This is a genomic window from Pseudomonas cichorii (assembly GCF_003700275.1).
Lineage (GTDB): Bacteria > Pseudomonadota > Gammaproteobacteria > Pseudomonadales > Pseudomonadaceae > Aquipseudomonas > Aquipseudomonas cichorii_B.
Genome location: NZ_RBRE01000017.1, coordinates 12,129 through 29,011, shown reverse-complemented (window position 1 = coordinate 29,011; position 16,883 = coordinate 12,129). Strand labels below are relative to the sequence as shown.

The 16,883-nt window shown below is 59.9% G+C and carries 17 protein-coding genes and 1 pseudogene; 11 read left to right on the top strand and 7 right to left on the bottom strand.

The window, feature by feature from the left end; translation table 11 throughout:
- Positions 1-10: 10 nt before the first annotated feature.
- Genes dapF through lptM form a run of 3 tightly spaced genes read right to left on the bottom strand, consistent with a single transcriptional unit; the run spans position 11 to position 2,249 of the window.
- Positions 11-841: a diaminopimelate epimerase gene (dapF, locus tag ALQ04_RS05015; RefSeq protein WP_122314754.1), complete on the bottom strand. Its 831-nt coding sequence runs from the start codon at positions 839-841 to the stop codon at positions 11-13.
- 4 nt (positions 842-845) lie between these two features.
- A complete protein-coding gene (lysA, locus tag ALQ04_RS05010) occupies positions 846-2,093 on the bottom strand; it encodes a diaminopimelate decarboxylase (RefSeq protein WP_122314753.1) in 1,248 nt (415 codons plus the stop codon).
- Positions 2,094-2,102: 9 nt separating this feature from the next.
- Positions 2,103-2,249 (bottom strand): LPS translocon maturation chaperone LptM, encoded by a 147-nt coding sequence (gene lptM / locus ALQ04_RS05005; RefSeq protein ID WP_117163743.1) that lies wholly within the window; start codon positions 2,247-2,249, stop codon positions 2,103-2,105.
- Between the two features lie 238 nt (positions 2,250-2,487).
- On the opposite strand from lptM, the pseudogene cyaY reads away from it, so the two are divergent.
- The 3 genes and pseudogenes from cyaY to rnk form a co-directional block, all read left to right on the top strand.
- Positions 2,488-2,808 (top strand): annotated as a pseudogene (cyaY, locus tag ALQ04_RS05000) (iron donor protein CyaY); the annotation flags it as partial.
- Between the two features lie 35 nt (positions 2,809-2,843).
- Positions 2,844-3,029, top strand: coding sequence for a DUF1289 domain-containing protein (locus ALQ04_RS04995; protein WP_122314898.1), 186 nt, complete (start codon positions 2,844-2,846; stop codon positions 3,027-3,029).
- Between the two features lie 155 nt (positions 3,030-3,184).
- Positions 3,185-3,592 (top strand): nucleoside diphosphate kinase regulator, encoded by a 408-nt coding sequence (rnk, locus tag ALQ04_RS04990; protein ID WP_122314752.1) that lies wholly within the window; start codon positions 3,185-3,187, stop codon positions 3,590-3,592.
- Between the two features lie 24 nt (positions 3,593-3,616).
- Here the strand turns inward: rnk and ALQ04_RS04985 are convergent, their stop codons facing one another.
- The 3 genes from ALQ04_RS04985 to ALQ04_RS04975 all read right to left on the bottom strand — a co-directional run bounded on the left by ALQ04_RS04985 (position 3,617) and on the right by ALQ04_RS04975 (position 7,378).
- A complete protein-coding gene (locus tag ALQ04_RS04985; RefSeq protein WP_122314751.1) occupies positions 3,617-6,469 on the bottom strand; it encodes a class I adenylate cyclase in 2,853 nt (950 codons plus the stop codon).
- Between the two features lie 184 nt (positions 6,470-6,653).
- A complete protein-coding gene (locus ALQ04_RS04980; RefSeq protein WP_122314750.1) occupies positions 6,654-6,902 on the bottom strand; it encodes a TIGR02647 family protein in 249 nt (82 codons plus the stop codon).
- Positions 6,903-7,102: 200 nt separating this feature from the next.
- Entirely contained in the window at positions 7,103-7,378 is a 276-nt protein-coding gene (locus ALQ04_RS04975) for a hypothetical protein (protein ID WP_122314749.1), read from the bottom strand.
- 185 nt (positions 7,379-7,563) lie between these two features.
- Between ALQ04_RS04975 and ALQ04_RS04970 the strand changes: the two genes are divergently transcribed.
- Complete coding sequence (locus ALQ04_RS04970; protein ID WP_122314748.1) at positions 7,564-8,238, top strand: glutathione S-transferase family protein; 675 nt, start codon at positions 7,564-7,566, stop codon at positions 8,236-8,238.
- Positions 8,239-8,324: 86 nt separating this feature from the next.
- On the opposite strand, the gene argH is transcribed toward ALQ04_RS04970, so the two are convergent.
- Positions 8,325-9,719, bottom strand: coding sequence for an argininosuccinate lyase (argH, locus tag ALQ04_RS04965; protein WP_122314747.1), 1,395 nt, complete (start codon positions 9,717-9,719; stop codon positions 8,325-8,327).
- Positions 9,720-9,852: 133 nt separating this feature from the next.
- Between argH and ALQ04_RS04960 the strand changes: the two genes are divergently transcribed.
- The 7 genes from ALQ04_RS04960 to ALQ04_RS04930 all read left to right on the top strand — a co-directional run bounded on the left by ALQ04_RS04960 (position 9,853) and on the right by ALQ04_RS04930 (position 16,740).
- On the top strand, positions 9,853-10,932 hold the full coding sequence (locus ALQ04_RS04960; RefSeq protein WP_122314746.1) for a sensor histidine kinase: 1,080 nt from the start codon (positions 9,853-9,855) through the stop codon (positions 10,930-10,932).
- Positions 10,929-11,675: a LytTR family DNA-binding domain-containing protein gene (locus tag ALQ04_RS04955; RefSeq protein WP_122314745.1), complete on the top strand. Its 747-nt coding sequence runs from the start codon at positions 10,929-10,931 to the stop codon at positions 11,673-11,675. Before ALQ04_RS04960 ends, ALQ04_RS04955 begins: the two co-directional genes overlap by 4 nt.
- Positions 11,676-11,870: 195 nt before the next feature.
- A complete protein-coding gene (hemC, locus tag ALQ04_RS04950) occupies positions 11,871-12,812 on the top strand; it encodes a hydroxymethylbilane synthase (protein WP_122314744.1) in 942 nt (313 codons plus the stop codon).
- A complete protein-coding gene (locus ALQ04_RS04945; protein WP_122314743.1) occupies positions 12,809-13,588 on the top strand; it encodes a uroporphyrinogen-III synthase in 780 nt (259 codons plus the stop codon). Before hemC ends, ALQ04_RS04945 begins: the two co-directional genes overlap by 4 nt.
- A gap of 50 nt (positions 13,589-13,638) precedes the next feature.
- Positions 13,639-14,733, top strand: coding sequence for a uroporphyrinogen-III C-methyltransferase (locus ALQ04_RS04940; RefSeq protein ID WP_122314742.1), 1,095 nt, complete (start codon positions 13,639-13,641; stop codon positions 14,731-14,733).
- Complete coding sequence (locus ALQ04_RS04935) at positions 14,730-15,974, top strand: heme biosynthesis protein HemY (RefSeq protein ID WP_122314741.1); 1,245 nt, start codon at positions 14,730-14,732, stop codon at positions 15,972-15,974. Before ALQ04_RS04940 ends, ALQ04_RS04935 begins: the two co-directional genes overlap by 4 nt.
- Before the next feature lie 238 nt (positions 15,975-16,212).
- A complete protein-coding gene (locus ALQ04_RS04930; protein ID WP_122314740.1) occupies positions 16,213-16,740 on the top strand; it encodes a disulfide bond formation protein B in 528 nt (175 codons plus the stop codon).
- Positions 16,741-16,883: the final 143 nt, after the last annotated feature.

Below are 16,883 nucleotides of genomic sequence, written 5' to 3'. Positions count from 1 at the left end.
ATTTGCTCACTCATAGACGAACTTGGCCTTCGTAAACCCGTACTGCCGGGCCGGTCATCATCACGGGATGCCCCGGACCTGCCCATTCTATGGACAGGCGCCCGCCGGGCAGATCGATCAGCAGCGGCGAATCCATCCAGCCCTGGCTGATGGCCGCGACAGCCGCCGCGCAGGCGCCGGTGCCGCAAGCCTGGGTTTCACCCGCGCCGCGCTCCCAGACACGCAGTTGCGCGCGCTGGCGATCGATGACGTGAAGGAAGCCCACGTTGACCCGGGCCGGGAAGCGCGGGTGATGTTCGATCTTCGGGCCCAGTTCATGCACCGGTGCACCGTTGATGTCTTCCACTCGCAGTACCGCATGGGGGTTACCCATGGAAACTGCGGCCAGCTCGACGTTCTGTCCATCGACATCGACGGTATAGCTCAGCGCCTGGGCCGGGGCCGTGAACGGAATCTCTTGCGGGACCAGGCGTGGCGGCCCCATGTCGACGCTGATCTGCCCGTCGTTACGGATATCCAGCTCGATGATGCCGCTCTTGGTTTCGACGCGGATCTGGCGTTTGGCGGTCAGGCGCTTGTCCAGCACGAAGCGGGCGAAGCAGCGGGCACCGTTGCCGCACTGCTCCACTTCGGAACCGTCGGAGTTGAAGATCCGATAACGGAAATCCACGTCCGGATTGCTCGGCGCCTCGACGATCAGCAACTGGTCGAAACCGATGCCGGTGTGTCGATCGCCCCATTGTTTGGCGTGCTTGGGCAAGATATGTGCGTGCTGACTCACCAGGTCCAGGACCATGAAGTCATTACCCAGCCCATGCATCTTGGTAAAACGCAGCAGCATGGGATTACTCCGGCAGCAGGCTTTCGCCAGCGAACAGCTCGGTCACGGTTTCGCGACGACGGACTTCAAAGGCTTGCGAGCCATCGACCAGCACTTCGGCAGTGCGGCCGCGAGTGTTGTAGTTCGAGCTCATCACAAAGCCATAGGCGCCAGCCGAATGCACGGCCAGCAGATCGCCTTCGGCCAGAGCCAGCTCGCGGTTCTTGGCCAGGAAGTCGCCGGTTTCGCAGATCGGGCCGACGATGTCGTAATTGCGTGTTGCGCCGTCACGTGGGCGCACGGCGGTAACGTCCATCCAGGCCTGATACAGCGCCGGGCGGATCAGGTCGTTCATGGCCGCGTCGACGATGGCGAAATCCTTGTGCTCGGTGTGCTTGAGGTACTCGACCTGGGTCAGCAATACACCGGCATTGGCCACGATGAAGCGGCCCGGCTCGAACATCAGCCCCAGATCACGACCGGCAAGACGCTCGCGCACGGCCTTGATGTAGTCGGCTGCCAGCGGTGGCTCTTCATCGCGATAACGCACGCCCAGGCCGCCGCCCAGATCGATGTGGCGCAGGTGAATGCCGCAGTCGCCAAGGCGATCGACCAGATCCAGCAGGCGGTCGAGGGCATCGATGAACGGTTCCAGGGTGGTCAGTTGCGAGCCGATGTGGCAGTCGACACCCAGCACTTCCAGGTTCGGCAACTGCGAGGCGCGAACGTAGACGTCCTCTGCATCGGCAATGGCGATACCGAACTTGTTTTCCTTCAGGCCGGTGGAAATGTACGGGTGAGTGCCCGCATCCACATCCGGGTTGACGCGCAGCGAGATCGGCGCACGAACGCCCAGCTCCGCCGCTACGATCTGCAGGCGTTCGAGTTCATCGGTGGACTCGACGTTGAAGCAGTGCACGCCCACTTCCAGGGCGCGACGCATGTCTTCACGGGTCTTGCCGACACCGGAGAAGACGATCTTGTCGGCCTTGCCGCCGGCTGCCAGCACGCGCTCCAGTTCGCCACGCGACACGATGTCGAAACCGGCACCCAGGCGCGCCAGGACATTGAGTACACCCAGGTTGGAGTTGGCTTTTACCGCAAAGCACACCAGATGCGGCATGCCGCTCAGGGCGTCGGCATAGGCACGGTACTGCGCTTCGATATGAGCGCGGGAATAGACATAGGTCGGCGTGCCGAAACGCTCGGCAATGGCAGACAATGCTACTCCTTCCGCGAACAGCTCACCGTCGCGGTAGTTGAAGGCGTCCATGTGATTCCCTTAAAGATGCTTGTGCGATTGCGATTTGGCTTGTTCGTCGGATGATTTGTTGTCATCGGGCAGGTAGAGCGGGCCTTTCTGGCCGCACGCAGTAACAAGACAAGCGACCGCGACGAGCGCAGCAAGCGAAGAGATCAGGCGCTTCATGGCGAAATCCTTTGTAAAAGCATTAATTGCGCCCGAGTATACCGGCCACCCGGCAGCTTGCCTATGCAGGCGCCCACCCGTCTGGCGGGCCTTCGAGGTTATCGTTCGGGCATCATCCTTGCGGCCCGCGATTATCGGGGCTGCGTGGCGCGTCTGGCGGGTATGTTTTGCATTTGCCTTGCGGCGTCCGTATCTTGCGACTCTGTGCCATAAGCAGACATTTTTCGAGGTTCCCGCAATGAGTTTGACCGAAGCCCGCTTTCACGATCTGGTGGATGCTACCCAGCAAGCGCTGGAAGACATTTTCGACGAGAGCGATCTTGATCTGGACCTTGAAAACTCTGCTGGCGTCCTGACCGTGAAGTTCGAGAACGGCACCCAGATCATCTTCAGCCGCCAGGAACCGCTGCGTCAGCTGTGGCTGGCTGCGCGTTCGGGCGGTTTTCATTTTGACTACGACGAAGAAACCGGTCGTTGGGTATGCGACAGCAGCGACGAGCTGCTGGCCGAGATGCTGGTACGCATCACCCAGGAACAGGCTGGCGTCGAACTGGATTTCGCGATAACACCACACCCGCCCGGCCACCCAAGCCGCTGTTCAGCAATGTCAGTCCTGCTGTGCCGTCACCTTGTATCAGTTTGTGTCGGCTCGATGAGCAGAAGGTCTGTCTGGGCTGCTTTCGCCATGTGGAAGACATTCGCGAATGGCGCTCTGCCGACGATGAGCGGCGCCGCCAGATTCGCCATAACGCCGACCAGCGCAGAGCGCTTGCCGGGTAACACCGGATGGCGGGTCAACGTCCCGTCGGGTTGTGTATTTATTGGCTGATGTTAATGTCAGAACCTGCTTCTCTAGATAGAGAGGCCTGTCAAAACCCCGTCGGTTCGGCGGGGTTTTGCTTTTGTCGCGCAGAAAAAAGGAGACTGCCTGAATCATGAACACCGCACCTTCCATCATCCTCACCCGGCTCGATGTCCAGCGTCTTGAGCGGCTCATCGATAGCCAGACGCAATCCAGCCCGGGCATTGTGGCGCTACAGGCCGAACTGGACCGCGCCGAACAGGTCGTCGGCCACGATGAAGTGCCTGCCGGACTTGTCACCATGAACTCGCGGGTGCATTGCCGAGAGGAAAGCAGTGGCAAGGATTACCACCTCACGCTGGTCTATCCGCAGGATGCAGGTGGTGAAGGTACGGTTTCGGTGCTGGCCCCGGTTGGCTCGGCATTGCTGGGCCTGCAGGTCGGCCAGCACATCGACTGGCCCGCACCGGGCGGCAAGACGCTCAAGCTCACCTTGCTGGCGGTGGAATATCAGCCGGAAGCGGCAGGCGAATATTTGTAGGCTTGCCGCTTGTAGCTTTTTTCGCTACCTCTGACACTCATCCATCGCGTCGTTCAGCGATTTCTCCAGTTCGGCCTTGTAGCGCAGGAACAGGATGCTTTGCCCGTGGCCATCGTCCAGCAGCCCGGAAAGGTCGAGGTCGGTGATGTAGCAGCGATAGCGCTGCGTTTCCCGGCGTCGGTCGAGGATTTGCTGGGCGACTACGGCAAACAGTTGGTCGCCATGTTCCAGTTCGGAAAACTCGCTGTTATCGCAATACAGCGTGGCGTTGATCTGTCCCGGTGAGGTTTCTTCGATAATCGCCTGCACGTCATAGAACGGCTTGTCTGCCGCAGTCGGCGCGGTGCGCGGCTCGATACGCCGGGCGCGGCCTGCGCCGGAAGGCAGTATCTGGTAATACAGGGTTTCCAGCAGGACCGGCTCTGCCGGGTTATCCAGTGGCAGCGATGCGCCGCGCCGATAAACCAGCGAATGGAAGAAACGCTGCAAGGGCATCAGCAGGCTCTGTTCGTCGTGATACGGCAAACGCTGGTGCCAGAGCGAATTGTGTTCGTCGAGTACATACAGGTCGGCGTCAGGCTCGTTGACCCGATAGAAAACCTGGATGCACTCCGGCTGCCCATACGGCAGGATCAGTGCCAGATCGTGATCGTCCAGGGCTTGCGGGTCCAGGTGCAGCGGGCTGTAGCGGGGCGATTCCTCTCCCAGATAATTGAACAGCCCTGGCAGGCTGTTGACCACCACATGGCCGACCTGGCCGGGAATCATTTTCAGTACGTGGTACTGCTGCTGCACCTGGATCAGGTAGCGATGATTGAGGTTTCTGGCGAGCAGTAACTGCGCGGTATTGATCAACTCTTCGACCCGCTGGGCGATGGCCGGGGCCCGGTTGTGGCAGAAGCAGCGCACACGGATGCGCGGGTGTGGCTGGCCTTCTGGCATGTTGCTGAGCAGTTCGCTCAGGCAGTCGAGCAGGGCATGGGGGCCGTCGTAGCGGCTGACCAGTGTTTCGTTCCAGCTGTTCAGGGTGACCTGATCCAGCGTCAGGACCAGATTTTCCCGGACCCCGGCATAACTGAGCGAGTCGGTGCGCTCGGTCGTCATCAGAATGTTCAGTTCGCGATGGTGGCGGAGCGGGTCGACGCCCACGTTCACCAGCAGCAGTATTTCATTGGGTACGCTCGGAGTGAGCAGGTGTTCGTCGCTGACGTCCTTGAGGGGCAGCGGGATTGTCTGCTGCAGGGCTCCCATCAGGTTGAACAGCTCAAGCTCGCTCAGATCGCTGGCGCCGGGGTGCAGGGCCAGGCGGGTGGTGGTGTCGATCACGCCGTTGCGATGGCACCAGGTCAGCAGTTCGAGCAATTCCCGGCTGCGCTTGATCGGCGAGAAGTTCTGCCACTCATGTGCACCCAGATTGCCGTTGTACAAGGCCCACTGGTTTTTCCCCGGTTCGCGCTTGTTGGGCGAGTTCACCAGCGTCAGAGTGTCCTCGGCCAGGTCCGGGGCGATGCCGGGATTGATGAACTCGACCTTGCCGGCCTTGCGCTCGAACGCGGCATACAGGCGTCGGCCCAGGACGCTTACGTCGCGGGCGGTGATCGCGTTGGGGGCGTTTTGCAGGCGGGCGAACTGCACCAGAAAGCGATAGCTGTAATTCAGCTCGTTGACCAACGCCCGCCGCTCGTGGGCGACCTGTCTGACCTTCCACTGGCTGCGGCTGTCGAGCAACGCCAATTGGCGCTCATCCCAGCCCCATTCGCGGGTCAGGCGCTCCAGCAACAGGCGCTGCCAGCTATTGCTGCGCTGGCGGGCCGGACCGGTGAGTTTCTTGTTGACCTTCAGATACAGACTGCGGCGTACCAGCGCCAGACGCTCAACTTCGTTGCGCGCCTGCAGATGCTCTTCGATCCGGTGATACACGACCATGTACGGATCCAGCTCGTCCAGATCCAGCTGGTTGGCGAACACCGCCTGTTTGAAGCGCAGGCTCAGGCACTGGACGCTGGGGTGTTCGCTGGAATAAACCTCGATCAGCAGCAGCTTGAGCACGGACTTGTAGGGCGATTCGATGCCCTTGAACAGTTGCCACAGTCCTGCGCCGATGAATTCTCCCGGCGGAATGTGAGTCATTGGACCCAGGTCGAGTACTTCGTCGGCGCGGATGAAACGCTTGGACAGCAGCGTGTGGGTGTACTCGGCATAGCGCTCTTCTTCATAGACCGGCACCAGCCACCACATCGGGGTACGCCCCGCGAGCCAGATGGCGGTGCGGTAGAACTCGTCCAGCAATAGATAGTGCTGGCTTGTGCCGCAATCGTCGGAGCTGAGCTGGGTATCGCGATCCCCGGTTCGGAAGCGCTGCGGGTCGATCAGGAAGAAATGCGCTTCGGCGCCCATGGACGCTGCCCAGGCTTCCAGGGCCTGGCACTTCTTGCGCAGCTCTGCGATGGCATCGGGGGAAAGCTCCGAGTCGTGACAGACCCAGACGTCCATATCGCTTTGCTCGGCCTGCGCCAGCGTGCCGAGGCTGCCCATCAGGAACAGGCCGTGAATAGGCTGTGGCGGATTGCCGTGGCGGGCTTTATAGGAAAAGGAACGGGTCAGCCGTTGTGCTTCTGCCAGGGCCTGGGCGTCGGGTTCGTAATGCGATACCCCCGCTGGCGTGCTGCCGGATACATAACCGGGCAACAGCGGATGATTGACATGAAAGCACAGCGGCAGCAGCGTCAGGACGCTCTGCTGGCGGGTCGACAGCCCTTCCATGGCGCGCGCATACCGCCCGTCATTGAGAGTCAGGAAGCGGTTACGTAGCTGGCTGAGTACCTTGCGGTCGATGCCCTCATCCAGGTCGGGGCGAATTTCAAGATTACGCGTCATCGCAACTCAAGCAGCAGCCTGCGCAGGCGTGGAAATAGTGAGCGGAGGGCGAAGAAGACTACTGCCGAGAGGATGCATGAACGGTCGGGATATTATTCTGGCGCCGGTTTTCTATCGGCTTACATTCCCATAAATGGAGGGCCTGCTGCACCTATTTGTTTGCGCTGGCAGGCCCGGCGGTTTTTCAGGCCGCTTCTTCGGAGACGTTCAGGATGGTCAACAGTGACTGGGCGTGCTTGGCGGCTTCCAGTCCAAGGCTGGTCAGATAGCCTCCATCGACTTGAGTCGTGAGTCCTTTTTCAAAGAGTCTTTGTGCAGCCGCAATCGCTGTCGGGGCCGCCACATGGTGGACTTTGAGGCCTTCCTGGGTATTGCCCAGGTTGAACAGTGCGAGGATTTCCAGTTCGGCAACCAGCTCAGGGGTATACGACATAGGGACTCCAGACTTTTGTAGGAATACGCTTCGCTGGCTTGGAGGAGGGACAGAATCGACAAGGCTGTTTTGCACGTCGGTTCTGTATGACCGTTAACGCCAGCTTGCATGAAAGCCCCCGGAATTTAGCGGCAGAGGGGCTTTTGCAGTGTAGCCAGTCGCTGGATCTTTTGCAGCATTCTCTTGCCGCGTCCTGGAAATCAGGCTTCCGGCGGCAGTTCCGGCAAGGCGCGCAGGGCGGTTTCATACCACTGGGTATTGAATGGCCGGTCTTCTTCAAGCATCGAGTCGATCTCGATTGCCAGTACGTGGGCCATCAGCTCGAGGATGTCTTCGCGCTCATAACCGACCAGCGTCAGCTTGTTGTAGGTGGCCTTGGCGGCTGGCGGGTTATCAGCCTCGATCTGGTTTTCGATCGCTTCGATCAGGGTCGATGCAGTGAACTCTTCTTCATCATTATCGATTGGGTCGGTCATGGTGAATCCTCGGTTAAGGCCAGCAGTTTAACTGGATTTCTTTTACCCGAGCAGTGTCAGGTTCGGTTGGAGTTGCCTGTCAGAACGGTCTTTAAGTTGCGTGGGGTTACCTTAACTCACTGACATTAATAGAAAAATATATAAAAGTACCGCCATCGATAACCACAAGGTCAAGGAGGCCGACGATGCTGAAACTCTATGGTTTTGCTGCCAGCAACTATTTCAATATGGTCAAACTGGCACTACTGGAGAAACAACTGCCCTTTGAAGTCGTTGCGCTACATGGCTGCCAGAATCCGGAGGTTTTGGCGATCAGCGCTCGAGGCAAGGTGCCGATACTGGAAACCGGAAAGGGTTTCATCAGCGAAACAGATGTCATTCTGCGGTACATCGAAGAAACCCAGCCTGGCCCGAAGCTGCTTCCCGAAGACGCATTCTCCCGCGCCCAGGTCTGGACCCTGGCCAAGGAAATCGAGCTGTATATCGAACTGCCAGCGCGGGTGTGTTATGTCGAGGCGTTCTTTGGTGGGCGGCCTACGCCCGAACAGCTCAAGGTCAAGGCGCGCCGCGATCTGATCAAAGGCTTTACGGCCCTTGCCCAGCGTGGGCGTTTCGCACCTTATGTGGCGGGTGAGAAGTTCACGCTGGCGGATCTGTACTTTCTCTACAGCGTTGATCTTGCCCAGCAAGTAGGGGAAAAGTTGTTCGACCTGGATCTGTTGCAGGATATGCCCGGAGCACGGGCGCTGCTTGAGCGTCTGGCGCTCAATCCGAACGTGCAGCGGGTAGCCGCTGACAAGCAGGCCGAGTTGCCAGCATTTCTGGCGCGTGTGCAGGCAGTGGGGCGTAAGGCAGGGTAATTGCGACAGGCTGTGAGCGAATTTATTCGCGAAGAATCCTTCGCGGATAAATCCGCTCTCACACGGGTTGAACTGCCCGTGTTTATTTAACGACTGGCCAGCAGTGCCTGCCCACGAACGACAGCCGCCCGGACTTGCTCCGGAGCGGTACCGCCAATGTGGTTACGCGCATTCACCGAGCCTTCCAGAGTCAGTACGGCGAACACGTCCTGCTCGATCTGATCGCTGAATTTACGCAGTTCTTCCAGGCTCATTTCCGCCAGGTCCTTGCCGCTTTCCACGCCGTACTTCACGGCATGGCCCACGATTTCGTGGCAGTCACGGAACGGCAGGCCACGGCGTACCAGATAGTCGGCCAGGTCGGTGGCAGTGGAGAAACCACGCAAGGCCGCCTCGCGCATGATGGCATGTCTGGGCTTGATGGCCGGGATCATGTCGGCGAAGGCGCGCAGCGAGTCGCGCAAGGTGTCGGCTGCGTCGAACAGCGGCTCCTTGTCTTCCTGGTTGTCCTTGTTGTAGGCCAGCGGCTGGCCTTTCATCAGGGTCAGCAGGCCCATCAGTGCGCCGAAAACACGGCCGCTCTTGCCGCGAACCAGTTCCGGTACGTCCGGGTTCTTCTTCTGCGGCATGATCGAACTGCCGGTGCAGAAGCGGTCCGGGAGGTCGATGAACTGGAACTGGGCGCTGGTCCAGAGCACCAGCTCTTCGGAGAAGCGCGACAGGTGCATCATCGCCACCGAAGCTGCAGAGCAGAACTCGATGGCGAAGTCACGATCCGAGACGCCGTCCAGAGAGTTGCCGCCCACCGCGTCGAAGCCCAGCAGTTTGCAGGTCATTTCGCGGTCGATCGGGTAAGTGGTGCCCGCCAGCGCAGCGCTGCCCAGCGGCATGCGGTTCAGGCGCTTGCGGCAATCGACCAGACGCTCGTAATCGCGGCTGAGCATCTCGAACCAGGCCAGCATGTGGTGACCGAACGTCACCGGCTGTGCAGTCTGCAGGTGAGTGAAGCCCGGCATGATGGTGTCGGATTCACGGCCTGCCTGCTCCAGCAGGCCTTGTTGCAGGCGGGTGATTTCGCTCAGGATCAGGTCGATCTCGTCACGCAGCCACAGACGGATATCGGTAGCGACCTGATCGTTGCGGCTACGGCCGGTGTGCAGTTTCTTGCCAGTGATGCCGATGCGGTCGGTCAGACGCGCCTCGATGTTCATGTGCACGTCTTCCAGGTCGACGCGCCACTCGAAACTGCCGGCTTCGATCTCGCTCTGGATGGTTTTCAGGCCATCGATGATGGTGTCGCGTTCGGCTTCGGTCAGAACGCCGACGTGAGCCAGCATCGTTGCGTGGGCGATGGAGCCCATGATGTCGTGGCGATACAGGCGTTGATCGAAGGTGACGGAGGCGGTGAAGCGCGCGACGAAGGCGTCGACGGGCTCACTGAAGCGGCCGCCCCAGGACTGATTGGTCTTGTCGGTGCTCATGAATTCGCTCGTTGCTCTGCTGAAAGTGGCGTGCCCGGTTGATGACACAAGGGCTCGGGCGATGATAACAGGTTGTTGCTTTTTTATTCTCGGGTGGCTTGTCGCTGACGACGCCAGGGCCGAGACTGGGCCTATGCGAAAAGACCCTGTTGACCCCAAAGTCAAAGCCGATCCCGGCAAAGACTTCTTCCTGCCTGAACTGTGCCTGCCACAGACCTTGCTGGTGCTCGTCGTTCTGGCCGAGCTGCTGGTGCTGGTCATTGTGCTGCTCGAACCCATGCGCCCGGCTTTCGATTGGGAATGCCTGGCGCTGATGTCGTTGTTCGTACAGTGGATCGTCCTGCTGTCGGCCGCTCTTCTGTGCGCTTTGCGCCCCTGGTTGGCGCGCCTGCCGGCAGGCGTGGCCGGAATTCTGAGCTGTTTGCTGGTAGTCGGACTAACCTTGGTATGTACGGCGGTGATGGATGCCTGCCAACTGGGCCGGATTGCAGCGGGCGGCACAGTCGAGCGCTACATCCGTTACTCGTTGATCGCGTTGATCATGTCTGCGCTGATGCTGCGCTACTTTTATCTGCAGAGTCAGTGGCGCAAGCAGCAGCAAGGTGAACTGCGGGCCAGGATCGAATCGCTTCAGGCACGGATTCGTCCGCATTTTCTGTTCAATACGCTCAACAGTATTGCCAGCCTGGTGGCCAGTAATCCGGTCAAGGCCGAGCAGGCTGTCCTGGATCTTTCGGACCTCTTTCGCGCCAGCCTTGCCAAGCCCGGAACCCTGGTCACATGGCATGAGGAACTGGCCCTGGCGAAACGATATTTGTCGATTGAGCAATATCGTCTCGGCGAACGTCTACAGTTGGACTGGAGGGTGAGCGCAATTCCGGATGATTTGCCCATTCCCCAGTTGACCTTGCAGCCATTGCTGGAAAACGCTTTGAATTATGGCATTGCCCCGCGTATCGAAGGGGGCGTGGTTACAGTCGAGGCAAACTATGAAGGGGGGGAGTTCATATTGTGTGTCAGCAATCCCTATGAAGAAGTTGCCACACGGCAGACTTCCAACGGTACTCAACAGGCCCTGTTGAATATAGGTGCACGCATTACGGCACTTTTTGGCCCGCACGCCAGTCTGAGCGTGGAGCGCCGTGACGGTCGTCACTACACCTGTCTACGCTATCCTTGTGCGAGACTCACGCAGGAAGCCAGAGCAATATGAATGTCCTGATCGTTGATGACGAACCCCTGGCCCGCGAGCGACTAAGCCGATTGGTCGGTGAAATCGAGGGTTACAGGGTACTTGAACCCAGCGCTACCAATGGCGAAGAAGCTTTGGCGCTGATAGAAAACCTCAAGCCAGATGTCGTGCTGCTCGATATCCGCATGCCGGGTCTCGACGGTCTTCAGGTCGCGGCGAAACTGTGCGAGCGGGAAACACCGCCTGCTGTGGTCTTTTGTACCGCGCACGACGAATTTGCACTGGATGCCTTTCAGGTCAGTGCCGTCGGTTATCTGGTCAAACCTGTGCGCCCCGAGAATCTTGTCGAGGCGCTGAGAAAAGCCGAGCGACCCAATCGCGTGCAGTTGGCAGCGATGACTCGTCCGGCTGCCGAGAGTGGCAACGGTCCGCGCAGCCATATCAGTGCGCGTACCCGCAAAGGCATTGAGCTGATCCCGCTGGATCAGGTGATCTTTTTCATTGCCGACCACAAGTACGTCACCTTGCGTCATGACGGCGGCGAAGTATTGCTGGACGAGCCGCTCAAGGCGCTGGAAGACGAGTTCGGTGACCGCTTCGTGCGCATCCACCGCAATGCGCTGGTGGCCCGCGAACGGATCGAGCGTTTGCAGCGCACGCCACTGGGGCATTTCCAGTTGTTCCTCAAGGGCCTCAATGGCGATGCCTTGATCGTCAGCCGTCGGCATGTCGCCGGGGTTCGCAAGATGATGCAACAGCTTTAGGCATGAATAGTGGCTGCAGATAGTCACCGGTGTGGGGGTGCTTGCCAGGTGCCCCGATTTCAAGCCAGTCGCGTATTAGCCACTGCTTTTTCGTTGATCCGGATCATGAAGCCGATTTTACTTTTCGAGTCAGCGCTGAAGTCGTTCCGGTTGTGCTGTTATTATCCGTCGCATCTACCAAGCACGGATTGATTCATGTCCTCTCGCGAAATCCGCATTGCCACCCGTAAAAGTGCGCTGGCCCTCTGGCAGGCCGAGTATGTCAAAGCCCGGCTTGAGCAGGCCCATCCCGGGTTGATCGTGACGCTGGTGCCGATGGTCAGTCGCGGTGACAAACTGCTCGACTCACCGCTGTCGAAAATCGGCGGCAAGGGCCTGTTTGTCAAAGAGCTGGAAACCGCTCTTCTGGAAAACGAAGCCGATATCGCCGTGCACTCGATGAAAGACGTGCCGATGGACTTCCCACCAGGTCTGGGACTGTTCTGCATCTGCGAGCGTGAAGACCCGCGCGATGCATTTGTTTCCAACACCTTCGCCAGCCTGGAGCAATTGCCGGCCGGCAGCATCGTCGGCACTTCCAGCCTGCGCCGCCAGGCTCAATTGCTGGCGCGCCGCCCGGACCTGAAAATCCAGTTCCTGCGCGGCAACGTCAATACCCGGCTGGCCAAACTGGATGCCGGAGAGTACGACGCGATCATTCTGGCCGCTGCCGGCCTGATCCGCCTCGGCTTTGAAGAGCGCATCACCTCGGCCATCAGCGTCGATGACAGCCTGCCGGCCGGTGGCCAAGGCGCCGTAGGGATCGAATGCCGCAGCGTCGATACCGAAATTCACGCCCTGCTTGCGCCATTGCATCATGACGACACGGCGGTGCGGGTGATTGCCGAACGGTCGTTGAACAAGCACCTCAATGGTGGCTGCCAGGTGCCTATTGCCTGCTACGCCGTGCTTGAAGGCGACCAGATCTGGCTGCGCGGGCTGGTGGGCGATCCGGCAGGCAGCCTGCTGTTGCACGCCGAGGGCCGGGCGTCGCAGGCATCGGCTCGCGAGCTGGGTGTGCAGGTCGCTGAAGACTTGCTGGCGCAGGGCGCCGGCAGGATTCTGCAGGCTGTGTATGGCGAGGCCGGGAAAGAATGAGCAACTGGCGCCTGCTGCTGACCCGGCCGACCGAAGAGTCGGCAGCGCTGGCCAGCGTGCTGGCCGAAACCGGCGTGTTCAGCAGCAGTCTGCCTTTGCTTGAAATCGAACCGTTGCCGGTTACTGCCGAACAGCGCTCGAAGATTTTCGACCTGCATCTCTATAGCGCGGTGATTGTGGTCAGCAAGCCTGCGGCCCGCCTGGGGCTGGAACTGGTCGATGAAATATGGCCGCAACCGCCGATCCAGCCCTGGTTCAGCGTGGGAGCGGCGACCGGGCAGATTCTCCTGGATTATGGTTTGATCGGCGTGAGCTGGCCCGAGCAGGGCGATGACAGCGAAGCCTTGCTCGATCTGCCGCGTCTGCAGCAAGCCATTGCCGTACCGGGCAGCCGTGTGCTGATCATGCGTGGCGACGAAGGCCGCGAACTGTTGGCCGAGCGTCTGCGCGGGCAAGGTGTCGGTGTCGAATACCTGCCGCTGTACCGTCGTTTTCTGCCACAGTATCCGCTTTCGACCCTTTCACAGCGCGTCGAATCGGAACGCTTGAACGGGCTGGTGGTCAGCAGTGGGCAGGGTTTTGAACATCTGCTTCAGTTAGCAGGCGATGACTGGCCGAAACTGGCCGCCTTGCCTTTATTCGTACCGAGTCCCCGGGTCGCCGAAATGGCGCGTGCCGCCGGGGCTCAAACTGTGGTTGATTGTCGTGGCGCCAACGCTGCGGCATTGCTGGCCGCGTTGCGGGATCAGCCTCAGCCTGTCGTCAAGGCGTATTGATCGACGAGTTGTCGTTTACGCTACTACGCCCAAATGCAAAGGATGGATACGTGAGCGAAACAGCCTTGCCAAAAGATGAAGAATCGGTGTTGAAAACATCGACATCCACAGCCGATCCAGTGCGCCCGGTGCGCTCGGGTAATCGCAGCAATGGTCTGGTGATCCTGGCCTTGCTGCTTGGGGTTGCAGGCGTTGCCGTCGCCGGTTGGGGAGTATGGCAACTGCGTATGTTGCAGGCCGGTCATTTGCAGCAGCGAGGGCAGGTCGAGAATATTGCCGAGCAGACGCTGGTCCTGACCCAGAACGACCAGCAACTGAGCGCCCGCCTTGCGCAGTTTCCGCCTGCCGACCAGCTGGAAGACAGCCGTCGCCTGGTTGCTCAATTACAGGGCGATCAGCAGCGTCTGAGCCAGCGTCTGGAAACGGTACTGGGCGCGAGCCGCAAGGACTGGCGTCTGGCCGAAGCCGAACACCTGTTGCGTCTGGCCAGCCTGCGTCTGTCGGCGTTGCAGGACATCAACAGTGCCCAGGCGCTGGTACAGGGCGCCGATGAAATCCTGCGCGAACAGGATGATCCGGGTTCGTTCGCCGCTCGCGAGCAACTGGCCAAAAGTCTTGCCGCCCTGCGCAGTGTCGAACAGCCGGATCGTACCGGGCTGTTCCTGCAACTGGCCGCCCTGCGCGACCAGTCGGTACAGCTCAACAGGCTGGCTCCCGAATATGAAGACAAGGGCGAGCCGCTGTTGGGCCTGGCCACCGACAAGAACGACGACAGCTACTGGTCCCGCTGGTGGAACCATATTTCCCATTACTTCCGCGTCGACTTCAATGCCGACGAAGACATTCGTCCGGTACTGGCCGGCCAGAGTCTGGCGCAGGTCCGTCTGGCTCTGAGCCTGGCGCTGGAACAGGCGCAATGGGCCGCACTCAATGGCGAACCGAAGGTGTACACCCAGGCTCTGCTGGAGGCCAAGGCGGTTCTGCTGGCCAACTTCAATCAGGATGAGCCGCAAAGCAAGGTGATCGGCGAGCGTCTGGATACGCTGATCAAGCAACCGGTTTCGGTGGTGACGCCGGACCTGGCGCAGAGCCTGAGTGCCGTGCAGGCCTACCTTGAGCGTCGCCATGCGGGGACCAGCCCATGAAGCGCGTCTACCTGTTGCTGTGTATCGCCATCGCCGTGGCAGCCTTGATAGGCATCGCCATTGCCGAACACTCCGGCTATGTGTTGATCGCTTATCAGAACTTCCGTTATGAATCGAGCCTGTGGGCGACCCTTGGCCTGTTCGTGGCACTCCTGCTGCTGGTTTTCGTTGTCCGGACTCTGATCACCCTGCTCGCCACTTCCGGTGGCGTGGTCAATCCATGGTCGCGGCGCAATCGCAGCCGTCGGGTGCAACTGGCTATCGAGCAAGGCCAGATGGATCTTGCCGAGGGCCGCTGGGCCAGCGCGCAGCGTCATCTGCATCGCGCCGCCGAGTCGGATCCCCAGCCGCTCCTGTATTACCTGGGGGCAGCGCGGGCCGCCAACGAGCAAGGCCGCTATGACGAGAGTGACAGCCTGCTGGAGCGTGCGCTTGAGCGTCAGCCCCAGGCTGAGCTGGCGATTGCCCTGAGCCATGCACAACTGCAACAGGATCGTGGCGATACCGACGGTGCGCTGAGCACCCTGCAGGCCATGCATGAACGGCATCCGCACAACCCGCAGGTGTTGCGCCAGTTGCAACGTCTTTATCAGCAACGGGGCGATTGGTCCGAGCTGATCCGGTTGATGCCCGAGCTGCGCAAGGACAAGGTGTTGCCGCCCAGGGAACTGGCCGAGCTGGAGCGTCGCGCCTGGGGCGAGAACCTGACCCTGGCGGCTTATCGCGAGGAAGGCGATGGCGCCTTGACCGGCCTGCCTTCGCTGGAAAAAGCCTGGAAGGGCCTGAGTTCTGCCCAGCGCCAGGAACCGCAACTGGTGCTGGCCTATGCCGAGCAGTTGCGCCGTCTGGGTGCCGACGCCCAGGCTGAAGAGGTGCTGCGCACTGCGCTCAAGAAGGACTACAACAGCCATCTGGCCAGGCTCTACGGGCTGGTCCGTGGCAGCGACGAGTCGAAACAGTTGCAGGCGGCCGAAGGCTGGCTCAAGCATCACCCTGAAGATCCGAGCCTGCTGCTGAGCCTGGGACGCATTTGTCTGCAAGCCCGTCTGTGGGGCAAGGCGCGTGACTATCTGGAAAGCAGCCTGCGTTTGCAGCGCAATCCGGAAACCTGTGCCGAGCTGGCCCGGCTGCTGGCCCAGCTGGGTGAAACCGATCGCAGCAATCAGTTGTTCCAGGAAGGCCTTGGAATGCTCGATGAGCGTTTTCTGGCTCGTCCGCTTCCGGCACTGAGCAGCATCTGAAACAGGTGATTGAAAGCCCTGTTTCAGGGCTTTCAGCCTGTAATACGTGGTCAATTCAGCGAATCCACTTTTGCTTAAGGATGGCCTGGATTGTTCCTACGTGCGCCAGTAAGGAATCTTCTTTGTCTGGTGTTTTATTTCCGATGTAAACAGCGAAACATCCGCCCTTTGCCGCCTTGATAGCGCGGCGTGCTTTCCTCTACCGTAACTATCTTCGTTTTATCGTTACGGATTTGCCATGCATCTGGCCCGCACGCGTTCCTTGTTCTTCCTGGCATTCATCGCAAGTGCACTGATCCTTGGTACTGCCATCTACCTGCAGAAAGCGTTCGGATTGCCTCCTTGCGCACTGTGCTTCTTTCAGCGCGCAATCATCATCGGATGTGGCCTGCTTTGTCTGGTGGCGTTCATCCATGCTCCCCAGGCAGCCGGCTGGCGTCGCTATTGCGTATTCCTGTTGTTGCTGGCGCTGCTGGGCGCATTGGGGGCCGGTATCCAGATCTGGCTGCAGACGGCATCTGCCGAAGAGCTGGCCCCGATCTTCAATCGCTATGAACATCTGCTCGATGCCCTGTCTCGCGATGGCGGGAACGAGCGCCTGCGAAGCGATGCCTATGTGTGCGCCGAAATCAACTGGTCGCTGTTCGGCATCACGCTTCCCGAGTGGAGTCTGCTGGCTTTTCTGATTCTGGGCTTTCTGGCGTTATACCCACTTTTCAGTGAGTTACGCCGCTGGATGTCACCCGGTGGCAACGAAGGGTATTAAACGCTTGTATGAACTTTCTCTCCTGCGTACCTTGATGGCCTTGCCGTGCGGGCATAATCTGAGCCGCACGCGTCATTGGGAGTATGCTGTCCTGACGCTTTCATCAGGCTAGGTTCTTGCGATACTGTAAGGCCAGCACAGGA

Bases quoted from the DNA above. Each gene is read 5' to 3' on its own strand.
- dapF (WP_122314754.1), bottom strand. From the start codon at position 841: ATGCTGCTGCGTTTTACCAAGATGCATGGGCTGGGTAATGACTTCATG.
- lysA (WP_122314753.1), bottom strand. From the start codon at position 2,093: ATGGACGCCTTCAACTACCGCGACGGTGAGCTGTTCGCGGAAGGAGTA.
- lptM (WP_117163743.1), bottom strand. From the start codon at position 2,249: ATGAAGCGCCTGATCTCTTCGCTTGCTGCGCTCGTCGCGGTCGCTTGT.
- rnk (WP_122314752.1), top strand. From the start codon at position 3,185: ATGAACACCGCACCTTCCATCATCCTCACCCGGCTCGATGTCCAGCGT.
- ALQ04_RS04985 (WP_122314751.1), bottom strand. From the start codon at position 6,469: ATGACGCGTAATCTTGAAATTCGCCCCGACCTGGATGAGGGCATCGAC.
- ALQ04_RS04980 (WP_122314750.1), bottom strand. From the start codon at position 6,902: ATGTCGTATACCCCTGAGCTGGTTGCCGAACTGGAAATCCTCGCACTG.
- ALQ04_RS04975 (WP_122314749.1), bottom strand. From the start codon at position 7,378: ATGACCGACCCAATCGATAATGATGAAGAAGAGTTCACTGCATCGACC.
- ALQ04_RS04970 (WP_122314748.1), top strand. From the start codon at position 7,564: ATGCTGAAACTCTATGGTTTTGCTGCCAGCAACTATTTCAATATGGTC.
- argH (WP_122314747.1), bottom strand. From the start codon at position 9,719: ATGAGCACCGACAAGACCAATCAGTCCTGGGGCGGCCGCTTCAGTGAG.
- ALQ04_RS04960 (WP_122314746.1), top strand. From the start codon at position 9,853: ATGCGAAAAGACCCTGTTGACCCCAAAGTCAAAGCCGATCCCGGCAAA.
- ALQ04_RS04955 (WP_122314745.1), top strand. From the start codon at position 10,929: ATGAATGTCCTGATCGTTGATGACGAACCCCTGGCCCGCGAGCGACTA.
- hemC (WP_122314744.1), top strand. From the start codon at position 11,871: ATGTCCTCTCGCGAAATCCGCATTGCCACCCGTAAAAGTGCGCTGGCC.
- ALQ04_RS04945 (WP_122314743.1), top strand. From the start codon at position 12,809: ATGAGCAACTGGCGCCTGCTGCTGACCCGGCCGACCGAAGAGTCGGCA.
- ALQ04_RS04935 (WP_122314741.1), top strand. From the start codon at position 14,730: ATGAAGCGCGTCTACCTGTTGCTGTGTATCGCCATCGCCGTGGCAGCC.
- ALQ04_RS04930 (WP_122314740.1), top strand. From the start codon at position 16,213: ATGCATCTGGCCCGCACGCGTTCCTTGTTCTTCCTGGCATTCATCGCA.